We start from the raw sequence: 13,372 nt of genomic DNA on the forward strand, positions 1-13,372 counted from the left end.
AAAAATTGAATATGAGCTCGCAACTGCTTGAAATAAAAACCGCCATACAAATACAAAAACCTGTTTCGGAAGTCTTCGAAGCAATTGTCGACCCTGCAAAAATGAGCAACTATTTTATTGCAAAAGGCAGCGACCGGATGGCTACGGAGAAAGAAATCTCCTGGCAGTTTCCTGAATTTGATATGGTTTTCCCAATAAAGGTGAATAAAGTTGAGCGGGATAAAGCCGTTTCCTTTTACTGGGATATTGACGGGAGACAAACCCTCGTGGAAATATCACTTCAACCCAAAGAACATAATTCGACGTTGGTGACTGCTACAGAAAAAGACATGATAAATGATGAAGCCGGCATTAAATGGTTGAAGGGTAACACTGAAGGCTGGGCAAACTTTCTGGCTTGCCTGAAAGCTTACCTGGAATATGGCATCAACCTTAGAAAGGGCGCGTTTGATTTTATGAGACATTAATTTTTACTCAATAGCATACTGGAAAAAACAATACCTATAAGCATGGCTATAGCTACAATTGAGGATGTGATCACTGCTCTCGAGAAAATTATTGATGAATCTATTGAAACCAGCAGTCCGTTAGGATATTTTGCCGCACTTTACCATATGGTGACTGTACAGGTAAAAGAAGGCGCAGACAAACAGCAATTTGTAAATAACGGGATGATGAAACAATTTGATGTAGTGTTTGCATCACGATATCTTGACGCCATGGAGGCGTGGAAAAACAAACAACCATTGACCGGCTCGTGGAAAATTGCGTTTGAAGCAGCGGAAAAATCGTCTTACCTGGTACTGCAGCATTTGTTGCTGGGCATGAATGCGCACATCAATTTCGACCTTGGCATTGCCGCGGCTGAGATAGCCGGAGCCGGGCCGATGGATGCTGTAAGAAAGGATTTTGACAGCATTAATGATTTGCTTGCAGCGTTAACCTATCCCGTTTTAAACGGATTGAGCAGGGTTTCGCCTTTGCTTTCATTGCTTGGAATGCATTCGGGTAATTCATCTTCCATACTAATACAGTTCAGCATTGCCAATGCAAGAGATGGAGCATGGGTGTTTGCTGAAGATCTGCATGCAAAACAAGGCGCAGACCGCGATGCGTGCATGGCAAAAAGAGACAAAACAATTGCAACGCTTGCAGGTGGATTGATTCATATGCCCAGCTTTTTTATGCGACTAACAGTTTGGGTGATCAGGCTTTTTGAAAAGAAGAATGTTACAGATAACATAAGGGCTTTGCAGGAATACAAAAAGACCTACATTACCATTAATAAGGATTAGTTATCTGATCAAAGCAGTTGTCCTACACTTCGAAAGTGTAGGACAACTGCTTTGATCAAAAGCGCATAAGTGTACTACACTTTTAAAGTGTAGGACACTTACGCGCTCTTAAAACAACCATCATCATGAAATATTTCTTTATCATTTTTTTGTTTTTCAGTACAGTTCAACTACTCGCACAACAGGAATATGTAACGGAAAAAAATGTGCACTATTATGCTGACTCGATCAACAAGAAAGACGCCTACATAAATAGCCAGTGCGTTATGGATATCTATTATCCAAAAGGAAAGAAAGATTTTGCAACAATTCTGTGGTTCCATGGCGGAGGTATTACAGGTGGTAGTAAAGAGATTCCCAGGGCGCTTATGGACAAAGGGTATGCTGTAATTGGTGTTGGGTACCGTTTATCTCCAAAAGTTAAAGCGCCGGCTTATATAGAGGATGCGGCAGCGGCCGTTGCCTGGGCGTTTCAACACATAGCCGGTTATGGCGGATCTGCCGATCTGATATTTGTCTCCGGTCATTCTGCCGGAGGGTATTTGGGAATGATGATAACGCTCGATAAAAAGTATTTGGCAAAATATGATATCGATGCAAACCGTATTGCCGCCGTTGTTCCTTTTAGCGGGCAAGCCATTACGCATTTTACCGTGCGGGATGAGCAGGGAATAAAAAACACGCAGCCGACTATTGATGAATACGCGCCGCTTTACCATGTACGCGCAGATGCTCCCCCAATGCTGTTAATTACAGGCGACCGTGAAATGGAGCTGCTTGGCCGTTATGAAGAAAATGCCTACTTAAACCGAATGATGAAACTAGCTGGTAACAAACGTACCACCCTTTATGAACTGGGTGGTTTTGATCATGGTGGTATGGCTGAACCTGCTTTTCCATTACTATTGAAAGAAGTGGCTGCGGTGAGCAAAGAAATTGCCAGCAAGAAATAAAGTGCTTATACTTCATCAGCTCGGAAACTTTTTTCGGGATCTCGTGAAACGCCTGGTGCTCTTTTATGCTGCCGGCATTTTAGCCCAGGGGGTCTACTGTTAGGCCGCCATCAATTGTAATTTCTGTTCCGTTTATAAAAGAAGCATCCTCCGAAGCCAGGAACTTAACTACATTGGCTATTTCATATGCTTGCCCAAACCTGCCGAGAAGGCTTCTGCCCGACAGCACATTGCCAAATCCTTTTAGTTGCTCTTCGTTTAGACCCAGCTTGCTATAAAGCGGCGTCTCTATCGGACCGGGGGAAATTGCATTTACCCGTATCCTGCGGGGCGAAAGCTCTTTCGCCAATACACGGTTGAGTGATATTATTGCTGCTTTGGAGGCGGAATAGACAGCACTACCTGGTGCTCCCAGCGAAGCATTCACCGATGCCATGAATATTATGGAGCCGCCATCCTTGATAATTGGCAGGAATTTTTGAACAGTAAAGAATGTACCTTTTACATTAGTATTCATCATACTATCGTAATGTTCTTCTGAAGCAGTTTCAATAGAACTAAAAGTTGTAAGCCCTGCATTGAGAAAAAGAATATCTATTGCTCCAAATTTCTCCTGAACTTCTGCTGCAAATTGTTCAATGCTTTTTAATGAGGATTGATCTGCTACAATGCCTGTGGCAGACAGCTTTTCCGCTGCACTATCTACGTCGTTTTTCCGGCGGCCGGTAATTATTACTTTGGCTCCTTCGTTGATCAATGTCTGTGCCGAAGCGAAGCCAATACCGCTGGTGCCGCCTGTAACAACGGCGACCTTGTTTTCGAGATTACTCATAATAGTTGGTATAAAATGAAGTTTAAAATTCTATAAACAGTTGAACACAAAAATTGTTATGGCAGGGATTTTAATGTCAGGTTTACAGGATCACTAACCATGTATTTGGGCTGCCGGCAAGGCTTTCAAACACTTGCTGTATAAAAATATCACCAGAAAATGAATTTATTCAGCATCGAATATTTTTATATATTCGATGTACGAAAAATTACGTAGAATGTTGTTTTTTAAAGGCATCTCAGGCAAGGTACTGTCTGCATTAATTCTTTTATCAGCTGGCACCGCAGAAGCGAAGGGGACATCGGATTCAATTCAATTTGTAGCTCCGGGAAAAATGGTTGATATAGGAGGATACAAGTTGCACCTGTATTGCACCGGCAGTGGAAAGTCAACTGTTGTGTTTATTTCCGGCGCTATGGGATTTTCGTTTGACTGGACTTTGCTACAGCAACGGCTGTCACCGGATGCTAAAGTTTGTTCGTATGATCGCGCTGGTCTTGCATGGAGTGATGTTGGTCCACTACCCCGTACCATTGCGCAGGAAGCTTACGAACTGCACAAGCTGCTGCAATCATCCAATGTAAAACCGCCTTTTATTTTGGTTGGACAATCAATCGGCGGATTGATCGCCCGCAAGTTTGCAAGCGAATATTTCTCGGAAATTTCAGGGATGGTACTGGTTGATGCAACTTCAGAAAACGGGTTGTTTGGTATAAAGGGGAAGATTCAGCGTATGAGGGAAACTGCTTCGCCGGGAAGAGAAATTCCGCCAGTGAAACAGGCCATCGACTCGTTCTCGATCATTACCGCCGCTCAAAAAATGCAGGAATTTGAAAAGAACAGGCAGTCGCTTCAGTTCAAACCCGGATGGGATAGTCTGCAAAAAGTCCGGGCATGGGCATTGTCCCTTCCAAAATCCGCCACCGCCGATGGAAGCGACTATTGGCCGGAGGAGTTTAAAGCCATTTATGATGACAGCCTGCATTACAAAATGGTCGATAAACCGCTGATAGTTTTGTGCAGCATTAAAAATAATTACCCACAGGGCTGGGATATGCGTGACAGTATGATGAATGACAAGATCCGTAATCAACAACGTTTCCTCGCTTCCTCAACCAACAGTAAGTTCATCACGACCGGGAAAAGTGGCCACGAAATACACGTTACAGAACCTGAACTCGTTATTGACGCGATTAAACGTGTAATCTTCGCCGCTGAAAACAAGTCCAGGCTTTGAGTTTTTCTCAGAGCTGATGATTCGATGATGTAGTCTTAAGTTGGCCCGAAAAATTGAGCAAGGTCGAACCGGGTACTTCGTAATTCGTACTTCGTACTTGATAACGCTCTTTGTGTCAGGAAAATAACGAGGTTAGTTCGATCTTGAATATTTAGGCCATTAAAGTCTTTCTTAACAGAAAATCAACCTTGTTTATAATGCAATTGTTATCACTATACAGTAAGTTTATTATATGAAGAAGGTTGGCAGATTTTTGCTCCGGCTACTAATTGTTTTATTGCTGATTCTGATTATTTCGTTGCTGGTTCTGGACCGGTTTATACAGTTCAGAATGGATGATGGACAATATGCCACCTATTTTTATCAGAAAGGCCTTACGCCCCACATCAGTTATTACAGCTCCCACAACCGCGAGATCCGTTATGCTTCTATTGGGAAAGACACTTCTGCCACGGTTTTTTTCATTCATGGGGCACCAAGCTCGTTAAGTTATTATCGCGATTACATGTCGGACAGCACGTTACTGAGCAGGGCTTCGATGTATGCAGTTGACAGACCGGGCTACGGCTATTCCGGCCTTGGCAAACCGGAGCCCTCCATAGAAACACAGGTGCAATGTATAGTGCCGGTGTTGGATAGTCTGAATAAAGTGCACCATCCCTTGATCATTGTCGGTGCTTCTTATGGCAGTTCAATTGCGTGCCGGCTTGTAATGGATCACCCGGAACTGGCGGATGGCCTGGTGATCATTGCTCCGCCGTTGGCGCCCGGCGAAGAAAAAGTATTCTGGTTTAGCCCGTTGGTTGAATCTCCCGTGCTTAACTGGATCGTTCCCCGTATGCTGCAATCTGCCAATACCGAAAAACTGCATCACAGGGAAGAACTGACCAAGATGTTGCCCTTATGGAAGAACATTAAGATCCCGGTGATCTATATGCAGGGAGCCGATGACGGACTGGTATACACTACTAATGCCGATTTTGCACGAAAACATTTTACCAACGTTCCTTACCTCAATATTGAAATGATAAAGAACCGGGGCCATTTGCTGGCTTTCGTGGAAAAAGATAAAATAAGAAATGCTATTGTTCAAATGATCGATCTCGCCAATAAGAATATTGCCGGACAATTGAATATGAAAGGGAATGCATCAAACCTGGATAACGCAGCTACAAAAAGTGCGCTCTCCGTTACCCACTAGGGTTTCTGTAAGGTTTGTAATTGTTGTAAATAAGTATCTGCTCTCTTTGATGCGATGAAGTCTGCAGTAAGCAGAATAACTCCCTGAATGATCAACGCGAGTCCAAGTCCGTAAAGCAATGCTTTTTCCGGCCGGCTCCTGTATGTAACAAACAATATTATGCCGGCAACAATTAATGCGACTTCGGCCCATTTGTAAATGATGAAATTCTTTGTTACTTTTTGCATACGTGGAATTTCCTGTTTGATTAGTTTGTCGGGATTCATATCCACAGCATAAACATTAGACACTCTTTGTTCGTCACTTTTGTTATAGACAGCATAACCTACCGCAGCTTGTATAACACCGAGAAGAATCAGTGGAATAGCTGCACCTTTCCACACATTTGTTTTTATGGTGAAGACGGCAATCAGCGCAATAATAATGGCGGCAGTGCCAAGTATAAGAAAGATCAGACCTGCCTGTTTTTCTGCAAGAAAATATTTTTCAATGTCTGTTCTTGATATCATTGTTCCGGGCATATTGATAAAAGAATAATACAAAGTACGTTTTTTATAACAAGGATAAAAGTTTGCGGCACTTCACACCATCACCTGTATATCTAAACTGGATGCTCTTACGGAGCAAGACCAGTGGGTATGCTTAACTAAATGACATTGGCCTGTATATAAATAAAAAGTCCCGCCGGAAAACCAAACGGGACTACCACTTAACAACCAACCAAAAAATCTTAAAAACAATATTTTCTTTGTTCAATCAGTTTATCCGCAATATTTCTTCTTGCGGTTTTGGTGTTGAACGGATCTACTTTCGTAAAACGTTTTAAGCCAATGTGCATCATTCTTAGCTCATCGCCTTCAGCAAAGCTATTCAATGCATCCTTACCACATTTGTTAATTATGTCAGCGGCATCATACAGGTATGTGCGCATCATATCTGCCTGTAAAGACTGCTCGTTGCCAAGTTTTATGGCACGCAGCAATGCACATTCAGCGTGATAAGTATTGATGGCCATATCTGCAATGTTCATCAACAACTCCTGTTCCTTATCAAGGTTCATCATCAGCTTTTGTACAGCAGCTCCCGCAACCATCAAGATAGCTTTTTTAAAATTAGCCACGTGTTTTTTTTCACGGGCAAAAGCACTTTCATCATCGTTGCTAAAATCAGGAATACTCATCAACTCTTTTTGCACAGCCATTGCAGGCCCCATAAGATCGAGTTTTCCTTTTAATGCGCGCTTCAAAACCATGTCAACCGTCAGCAGGCGGTTGATCTCATTTGTGCCTTCATAAATGCGGTTAATGCGGCTGTCGCGATAAGCTCTTGAAATAACATACTCATCACTAAAGCCATTGCCTCCGTGTATTTGAACGCCTTCATCCACCACAAAATCAAGTGTCTCACTGCCAAATACTTTCAGCATGGCGCACTCTATTGCATATTCTTCAGCAGCTCCGGTCATTGACTTGTTGTGAGGAATGCCTTCTTCTTTCAATTCTTTTTCTTTGTCATTGATCAGCTTTGTGGCCCGGTATAGCCCGCTTTCTGCAACCCAAATCCGGATGGCCATTTCAGCCAGTTTATGTTTGATGGCGCCAAAATTTGCGATGGAAGTTTTAAACTGCTCTCTTGTTATCGCATATTCAAGGCTGGTATTGAAAGCTGCCTTGGAGCCGCCTATTGCAGCAGCATCCAGTTTAAGACGGCCAATATTGAGAATGTTAAAAGCGATCAGGTGTCCCTTGCCAATTTCGCCAAGCAGGTTTTCAGCAGGCACTTTACAATCCTGGAAATACAATTGTACTGTTGAAGAACCTTTGATACCCATTTTATGTTCCTCTGCTCCTTGTGTAAATCCTTCAAAACCACGTTCAACAATAAAAGCAGTGAACTTGTCGCCATCAATTTTTGCGAAAACAGTATAAACGTCTGCAAATCCGCCGTTGGTGATCCAGCATTTCTGCCCGTTCAGCAAATAATATTTTCCGTCCGCGCTCAGCGTCGCCGTTGTTTTAGCACCCAATGCATCACTTCCGCTGTTGGGTTCAGTTAATCCATATGCGCCCTTCCATTCGCCACTGGCCAGTTTGGGAATATATTTCTGTTTCTGCTCTTCCGTACCAAAATACAATATGGGAAGTGTTCCAATGCCTGTGTGTGCAGCCATTGCTACAGAAAACGAGTTGCCACCGCCAAGACCTTCATTAATAATTGTAGCTGTAATAAAATCCTTGCCCAATCCGCCGTATTCTTCTGGTAGTGATGTAGCCAGCAAGCCTTGTTCACCTGCTTTTTCCAACAGGGAAGGCATTAACCCCGGCTCCAGTTTGTCAATTCTGTCAACTACCGGTTTTACCTCAGCTTCCAGGAACTGATGGCACATATCCATGATCATCTTCTGCTCTTCATCAAAATCTTCGGGAATAAATGTATCTGCAGCTTCGGTAGGCTTAATCAGCCATTCTCCACCTTTAGTGGCTGTGGTTTGCTTTAATGTGGTTTCCATGGCGTGAGTTTTTTTACTGTATCGTCAATACAGCATCGTTATGGTAATAAATGCGTACCTCAAATATTTAAATGCATAGCCAGAAATGAATGAGTGTAACAGTTTACAGTTGCTTCAGATTATCATAAACCTGTTGCAGCACTTTCTTTACAATTTCAATATCTGTTTTGTTTACACCAATCAGTGCTTCATCCATTGTCTGATTCGCTATCTCAACAGTAAGTTCCTGTAACTCCTTTGCCGCATCGGTCAGGCAAACCTGGTTAATGCGCCTGTCTTCTTTCGATGTTATACGTTTTACGAGGTGCTGTTTTTCCAGGTTGTCAATTAGTCTTGTAATGCTCGGTTTATCCCTGAATGTACGGTTACACAGCTCTTGCTGATTAAGGCAATCTTCCTTCCACAAATGATACAATACACTCCATTGCTCAACGGTTATTTCAAGGCCGGCCTTTCTGAAATTCTTTTGCAGCCGCCTTGCAACTGCCGTGCTGGCCATCCCGTTTATTACGCTGTATAATTCGCCCCTTCTGAATTGACTATCGGCCATATAGTTAGTTATGCAACTAATTCAAAATTGATTAGTTTTATCCAATAAAACAAGCATTTAGTCATTATTTTTTATGTTTAACAAATCGATACTAACGGATAGGGTTTGACATAATGTTTTTTAACGAATTAAGAAAGGCCACGATTGAAGTGTGCATATTTTTTTATTAATAATGACTAAAATCGGGGTTAACAAAGAAGTAATCTGAACAGGAAGATATGCAGCATTTTTTTCTGCCATATAAATCATCTTTAATAAGCTATTATACCTGGGGGACTGGCGACAGAAAGCTTATTTGTTTTCACGGATACGGGGAGAATGCATTGTCTTTTGGTCTGTTGGCCCCGCATTTACCGGATTGCCAGGTTGTGGCGATAGATATGCCCTTTCACGGAGAAACAAAATGGGAGGAAAGCGGCGATCTTTTACCTGAGACATTGATGCATATCGTTCAACAGATCTGCGGAAATAAACAGGAGCGTATCTCCCTGATGGGATATAGTATGGGAGGAAGGGTTTGCATGCAGTTGGTTCAATTGTCACCGGATCTGGTGGACAGGCTTGTATTGCTTGCTCCTGACGGGTTTCACCGGAATCCCTGGTACAATGTGGCCACACAAACAATTATCGGCAACCGGCTGTTCAGATTTTCGATGGAACACCCCGCACCATTGTTTACTTTAATGAAAATGATGAGCACCGCCGGCTTGTTACAGCCTGCTGTAAATAAAATTGCACACTATTATCTGGATAAGGAAGAGGAAAGAATGTTATTGTACAGGCGATGGACGTTGATGCGCAGGTTTAAAGTAGCTTCTGCGTTGTTGCGAAAACAGGTTGCAACTAACAAAATAAAAGTTCGAATGCTTTTTGGGAAATATGACAAAATAATTATCAGCAACAATGCACTCCCGTTAGTGCAAGGTTTGGAGGATCTGGTGCATATAAACATCATTGAAGCAGGCCATCAGCTTCTCAAGGAAAAACATATACAGGAAGTAGCTTCGCTGATGTATGAATAAATTGGTTTTCTTTGCGCCTGTTACTGTACGTTATAAGTCATGCGTTTTACGTTGTACGTTTTTTGGGGCGGAGTTTTTAAACGGAAAAGATACTTGTCTGGTACAGTTATAAAACTCATTACTGAATGATTGTTGTTATTGTTACAGCTGTATTACTTTGTTGTTATGCGGCTTTGATTCATACTTACAGGATCTGGTACAGGCGGCTGAAACCGTTTGTAATACCGGATATTGAACCTGCTACTTCATTTTCCATAATCATACCTGCAAGAAATGAAGAAACTTCTATCAGCAATTGCGTTTTGTCCATTATAAACAACCATTACCCTTCAGATCTTTTTGAAGTGATCGTAATAGATGATCATTCAACCGACAGAACGCCCGTTATTGTAGAGGAAATTTCAAAGAAATATAGCAATGTTAAGCTGATCAGGCTGGCTGAAGAGTTAGACGGAACTTCGCTCAATTCTTACAAAAAGAAGGCGATCGAAATAGCCATTTCTTACTCAACCAAAGACTGGATCGTAACAACGGATGCGGATTGCCGCGTAACTCCGCGCTGGTTAAAAGGGTATGACGCGTACATCCAACAAAATGATCCGGTATTTGTAGCGGCACCGGTTATGTTTGTAACTGATGGCTCTTTTGTAACCATGTTTCAGTGTCTTGATTTTATCAGTCTGCAGGGTATAACTGCCGCATCCGTCTCTGCTGGTTTTCACAGCATGTGCAACGGAGCCAATCTGGGTTATAGAAAAGATGTGTTTTACGAGGTAAATGGATTTAAGGGGATTGATAATATTGCCAGTGGCGATGATATGCTGTTGATGCATAAGATGAACATGCATTACAGCGATCGTATAGGCTATTTATTTGCACGCGAAGCAGTTGTTCTAACTGATCCGATGCCCGACTGGAAAAGCTTTTTCAATCAACGTATCCGGTGGGCAAGCAAAGCCGAAGCTTACGATGACAAGCGCATCATTTTCGTGTTGTTGTTTGTGTACACGCTGAATTTCTTGTTGCTGTTCCTTCCCGTGCTGGCACTCTGGAATCCTTATATATTGCTTTACTGGCTTGGACTGGTAATTCTTAAAACATTCAGTGAATATACTTTTATGTTTTTTGTCGCCAGTTTTTTCCGCTTAAAACCCCTGCTCCGGTGGTTCCCGTTCATGCAGCCGGTCCATATTTTCTATACCGTAATAGCCGGCTTTTTCGGTAAGTTTGGAAAATACCAGTGGAAGGGGAGGACGGTGAAGTGAGGTACGATGTTAGATGCCTGCCCGTACCGACGGCACGTTGGGGCGGGTACGGTGTACGATGTGGGCTGAATTTGAGCCCTCATGTTTTAGGTACGAGTTACGGATGCCTGGAGTTAATAGAATGCATGATGTTTGTGAAATTGTTTTCGCGCCTAGTGATTAGCCCTGAAGGGGCGTCCGGCATTAGCGTAGGGCAACGCCCTACGTAAGAAGAATATACATTCAACCAAGCCCTGAAGGGGCGTAAGCAATTATTTACCAAAAAAGATTTCCAATTAATCAACAACTCAATCATAAAACCAAAGCTGACAGCTGATAGCTGACTGCTGATAGCTATTATGGATCGATTCTGGAGAAAATTTTTTAAAAACAAAGGTGCTGTTGCCGGGCTCGCAATAATCATTTGCGCCCTGCTGATGGCTGTGTTTGCTTATTACATCGCTCCGGATGGATCACCCAACGCAAATAGAATTATCCCTGAAATTGCCAACAGGAAACCCGGCTTCTCCATTTATTTTCTTCAACTCAAAAAGAGAGATGTTAGCACAGGCTGGCTTGAAAAATTAATCAACGGAGCTTCTGACAAATACGAATTCATTCCCATCACGCAATATGAAAGATCCGGAGATAGTATAATCGTTTTGAAATATATCGATGATGGCGTTACGGAGCGACAGTCATACAATGCAAAAGGGCAAACAGATGATCTTTTGATAACAAAAAAGACATTTCATCTTGGTACAGATAAATTCGGTCGGGACATAGTCAGCCGCTTGATTATTGGTGTGCGCGTAAGCATTGGTGTAGGCATTATTGCCGTGGTTATTTCCCTGAGCATCGGCATAATGCTCGGCGCACTGGCGGGATATTTTAAAGGTTGGGTAGATGATGTAATTATGTGGTTCATCAATATTATCTGGAGCATCCCCACTTTGTTGCTTGTGTTTGCCATTACCATTGTATTGGGAAAAGGATTCTGGCAGGTATTTATGGCAGTAGGACTAACCATGTGGGTGAATGTTGCGCGCCTTGTACGCGGACAGGTACTGGCTGTAAGAGAACTTGAATATGTTGATGCAGCAAGAGTACTGGGATTTTCCAACGCTCGCATTATTACCCGCCATATTTTGCCAAATATCCTGGGGCCGGTTCTTGTAATAGCCGCCGGTAATTTTGCTTCAGCCATCGTAATTGAAGCAGGCTTAAGTTTTTTAGGCGTAGGGGTACAACCGCCACAACCCAGCTGGGGCCTCATGATCAAAGAAAATTACAACTTCATCATCACCAATAATCCTATGCTTGCGCTCGCTCCCGGTATAGCTATCATGCTTTTGGTTCTTGCTTTTAATTTGTTGGGTAATGGTTTAAGAGATGCATTGAGTGTAAGGGTATAATTTGTTTGAGAAAACAAGGACTAGTTTTATTTAACTCCAATAGCCCTATTTTTGTGCTCCCTAATTTAATAATATGAGATTTTTTTATGTTTTGATTTCCCTGGCCCTGATGCTGAGTTCTTGTCAGAAGGAGATTAGTGTAGAAGTTCCGAACCCTAACCAATCAGAGTCAGATATTCCTGCTGGTACTTTTACTGCTACTATTGATGGCAAATCCTGGATAGCAGCTACTGACAAGCAAGATGTTTCTATTATAGGAGGGGTTATTACAATTCACGGAGTCGCTTCGAATGGAGAAACGATTGCCCTGCAATTGATTGCCACAAAGCCTGGTACATACGATCTTAGCCAAAGCAGCTATAACGTACTGGCTTACCAAAAAGAAAATAATGCAGATGATTTTAATTATTTCAGCAACACGTCGGAGGATACTGCGCTTGCCGGAGGACAGTTGATCATTTCTTCTATTGATACTGTAAACCAGACAATAACGGGTAAGTTTTTGGGAAACGTGTACTATGATGAAGACGGGTCAAGCAAAAAGATCACGAGCGGAGAATTTAACCTGCCATACGTGATTTCTATGCTAGATAACAATGAAAATGCTTCAACCACCGATACAGTGTCTGCATTAATAGGTGCAAATAAGTGGACGGCAGCGACGGTTAAATCTGCCTTTATCCAAAAACAGGGACTTGTAATTCGGGCATTGTCGGCTGATCAGGAAGTTTCGATTCAGTTTCAACTAGCCGCCAATATTAAAGTCGGTTCCTACCCACTGGAAATTTCATCTGAGCAAACGGCGTTATACACAGAAGGAAAATTTATTTCAAATCAAAGAGCTTTCAGCCCGATATCCGGTACGTTGGAAATCCTTGAGCACAATACAACCTCAAAACTACTTCGCGGTACATTTAGTTTTGCCGGCCTATCATACAACAGCACAGAGGCGAGGCAAATAACGCAAGGTTATTTCAGTGTGAAATATCAATAATATAAAAAGCTGACAGCTCAGCGCTGTCAGCTTTTTATATTATTGAAACACAATTTTGAAGACTTCTCTTGTTTTCAATTCATTCCCTCATTCGCATATTTGCACATTCCCCCATTTGCA

General features: G+C 42.4%; 13 protein-coding genes. 9 read left to right on the forward strand and 4 right to left on the reverse strand.

The annotated features are described in order from the left end of the window. Positions 1-11: 11 nt before the first annotated feature. The 3 genes from QTN47_RS22800 to QTN47_RS22810 all read left to right on the forward strand — a co-directional run bounded on the left by QTN47_RS22800 (position 12) and on the right by QTN47_RS22810 (position 2,248). Entirely contained in the window at positions 12-467 is a 456-nt protein-coding gene (locus tag QTN47_RS22800) for an SRPBCC domain-containing protein (RefSeq protein WP_369331747.1), read from the forward strand. A gap of 42 nt (positions 468-509) precedes the next feature. Then, positions 510-1,295 (forward strand): DUF5995 family protein, encoded by a 786-nt coding sequence (locus QTN47_RS22805; protein WP_369331748.1) that lies wholly within the window; start codon positions 510-512, stop codon positions 1,293-1,295. A 125-nt stretch (positions 1,296-1,420) separates the two neighbouring features. Next, complete coding sequence (locus QTN47_RS22810; RefSeq protein ID WP_369331749.1) at positions 1,421-2,248, forward strand: alpha/beta hydrolase; 828 nt, start codon at positions 1,421-1,423, stop codon at positions 2,246-2,248. A gap of 79 nt (positions 2,249-2,327) precedes the next feature. On the opposite strand, the gene QTN47_RS22815 is transcribed toward QTN47_RS22810, so the two are convergent. Next, on the reverse strand, positions 2,328-3,080 hold the full coding sequence (locus QTN47_RS22815) for an SDR family NAD(P)-dependent oxidoreductase (protein WP_369331750.1): 753 nt from the start codon (positions 3,078-3,080) through the stop codon (positions 2,328-2,330). Between the two features lie 217 nt (positions 3,081-3,297). Here QTN47_RS22815 and QTN47_RS22820 point away from each other — a divergent pair, with 217 nt between their 5' ends. Continuing rightward, positions 3,298-4,317 (forward strand): alpha/beta hydrolase, encoded by a 1,020-nt coding sequence (locus QTN47_RS22820; protein ID WP_369331751.1) that lies wholly within the window; start codon positions 3,298-3,300, stop codon positions 4,315-4,317. Between the two features lie 232 nt (positions 4,318-4,549). Continuing rightward, complete coding sequence (locus tag QTN47_RS22825) at positions 4,550-5,518, forward strand: alpha/beta fold hydrolase (protein WP_369331752.1); 969 nt, start codon at positions 4,550-4,552, stop codon at positions 5,516-5,518. Here the strand turns inward: QTN47_RS22825 and QTN47_RS22830 are convergent. From QTN47_RS22830 to QTN47_RS22840, 3 genes are all read right to left on the reverse strand, one after another. After that, a complete protein-coding gene (locus QTN47_RS22830) occupies positions 5,515-6,060 on the reverse strand; it encodes a DUF6992 family protein (protein WP_369331753.1) in 546 nt (181 codons plus the stop codon). The two genes, QTN47_RS22825 and QTN47_RS22830, sit on opposite strands and share 4 nt — an antisense overlap. A 188-nt stretch (positions 6,061-6,248) precedes the next feature. Continuing rightward, positions 6,249-8,027 (reverse strand): acyl-CoA dehydrogenase FadE, encoded by a 1,779-nt coding sequence (locus tag QTN47_RS22835; protein WP_369331754.1) that lies wholly within the window; start codon positions 8,025-8,027, stop codon positions 6,249-6,251. 103 nt (positions 8,028-8,130) lie between these two features. Continuing rightward, positions 8,131-8,577, reverse strand: a complete 447-nt coding sequence (locus tag QTN47_RS22840) for a MarR family winged helix-turn-helix transcriptional regulator (protein WP_369331755.1) — start codon at positions 8,575-8,577, stop codon at positions 8,131-8,133. A gap of 218 nt (positions 8,578-8,795) precedes the next feature. Here QTN47_RS22840 and QTN47_RS22845 point away from each other — a divergent pair, with 218 nt between their 5' ends. The 4 genes from QTN47_RS22845 (at position 8,796) to QTN47_RS22860 (ending at position 13,252) form a co-directional block, all read left to right on the forward strand. Next, positions 8,796-9,599 (forward strand): alpha/beta hydrolase, encoded by an 804-nt coding sequence (locus QTN47_RS22845; protein ID WP_369331756.1) that lies wholly within the window; start codon positions 8,796-8,798, stop codon positions 9,597-9,599. A gap of 125 nt (positions 9,600-9,724) precedes the next feature. Continuing rightward, on the forward strand, positions 9,725-10,864 hold the full coding sequence (locus QTN47_RS22850) for a glycosyltransferase (RefSeq protein ID WP_369331757.1): 1,140 nt from the start codon (positions 9,725-9,727) through the stop codon (positions 10,862-10,864). A 338-nt stretch (positions 10,865-11,202) separates the two neighbouring features. Further along, positions 11,203-12,258, forward strand: coding sequence for an ABC transporter permease (locus QTN47_RS22855; RefSeq protein ID WP_369331758.1), 1,056 nt, complete (start codon positions 11,203-11,205; stop codon positions 12,256-12,258). A 73-nt stretch (positions 12,259-12,331) separates the two neighbouring features. Further along, entirely contained in the window at positions 12,332-13,252 is a 921-nt protein-coding gene (locus QTN47_RS22860; protein ID WP_369331759.1) for a Riean_0653 family protein, read from the forward strand. Positions 13,253-13,372: the final 120 nt, after the last annotated feature.

Origin of the sequence: Danxiaibacter flavus (assembly GCF_041060425.1) — a bacterium.
Lineage (GTDB): Bacteria > Bacteroidota > Bacteroidia > Chitinophagales > Chitinophagaceae > Danxiaibacter > Danxiaibacter flavus.

What these genes read in the sequence shown, in the direction of transcription:
- QTN47_RS22840 (WP_369331755.1), bottom strand. Translation starts at nt 8,577, where the DNA reads ATGGCCGATAGTCAATTCAGAAGGGGCGAATTATACAGCGTAATAAAC.
- QTN47_RS22835 (WP_369331754.1), bottom strand. Translation starts at nt 8,027, where the DNA reads ATGGAAACCACATTAAAGCAAACCACAGCCACTAAAGGTGGAGAATGG.
- QTN47_RS22820 (WP_369331751.1), top strand. Translation starts at nt 3,298, where the DNA reads ATGTTGTTTTTTAAAGGCATCTCAGGCAAGGTACTGTCTGCATTAATT.
- QTN47_RS22825 (WP_369331752.1), top strand. Translation starts at nt 4,550, where the DNA reads ATGAAGAAGGTTGGCAGATTTTTGCTCCGGCTACTAATTGTTTTATTG.
- QTN47_RS22860 (WP_369331759.1), top strand. Translation starts at nt 12,332, where the DNA reads ATGAGATTTTTTTATGTTTTGATTTCCCTGGCCCTGATGCTGAGTTCT.
- QTN47_RS22845 (WP_369331756.1), top strand. Translation starts at nt 8,796, where the DNA reads ATGCAGCATTTTTTTCTGCCATATAAATCATCTTTAATAAGCTATTAT.
- QTN47_RS22810 (WP_369331749.1), top strand. Translation starts at nt 1,421, where the DNA reads ATGAAATATTTCTTTATCATTTTTTTGTTTTTCAGTACAGTTCAACTA.
- QTN47_RS22855 (WP_369331758.1), top strand. Translation starts at nt 11,203, where the DNA reads ATGGATCGATTCTGGAGAAAATTTTTTAAAAACAAAGGTGCTGTTGCC.
- QTN47_RS22815 (WP_369331750.1), bottom strand. Translation starts at nt 3,080, where the DNA reads ATGAGTAATCTCGAAAACAAGGTCGCCGTTGTTACAGGCGGCACCAGC.
- QTN47_RS22800 (WP_369331747.1), top strand. Translation starts at nt 12, where the DNA reads ATGAGCTCGCAACTGCTTGAAATAAAAACCGCCATACAAATACAAAAA.
- QTN47_RS22805 (WP_369331748.1), top strand. Translation starts at nt 510, where the DNA reads ATGGCTATAGCTACAATTGAGGATGTGATCACTGCTCTCGAGAAAATT.
- QTN47_RS22850 (WP_369331757.1), top strand. Translation starts at nt 9,725, where the DNA reads ATGATTGTTGTTATTGTTACAGCTGTATTACTTTGTTGTTATGCGGCT.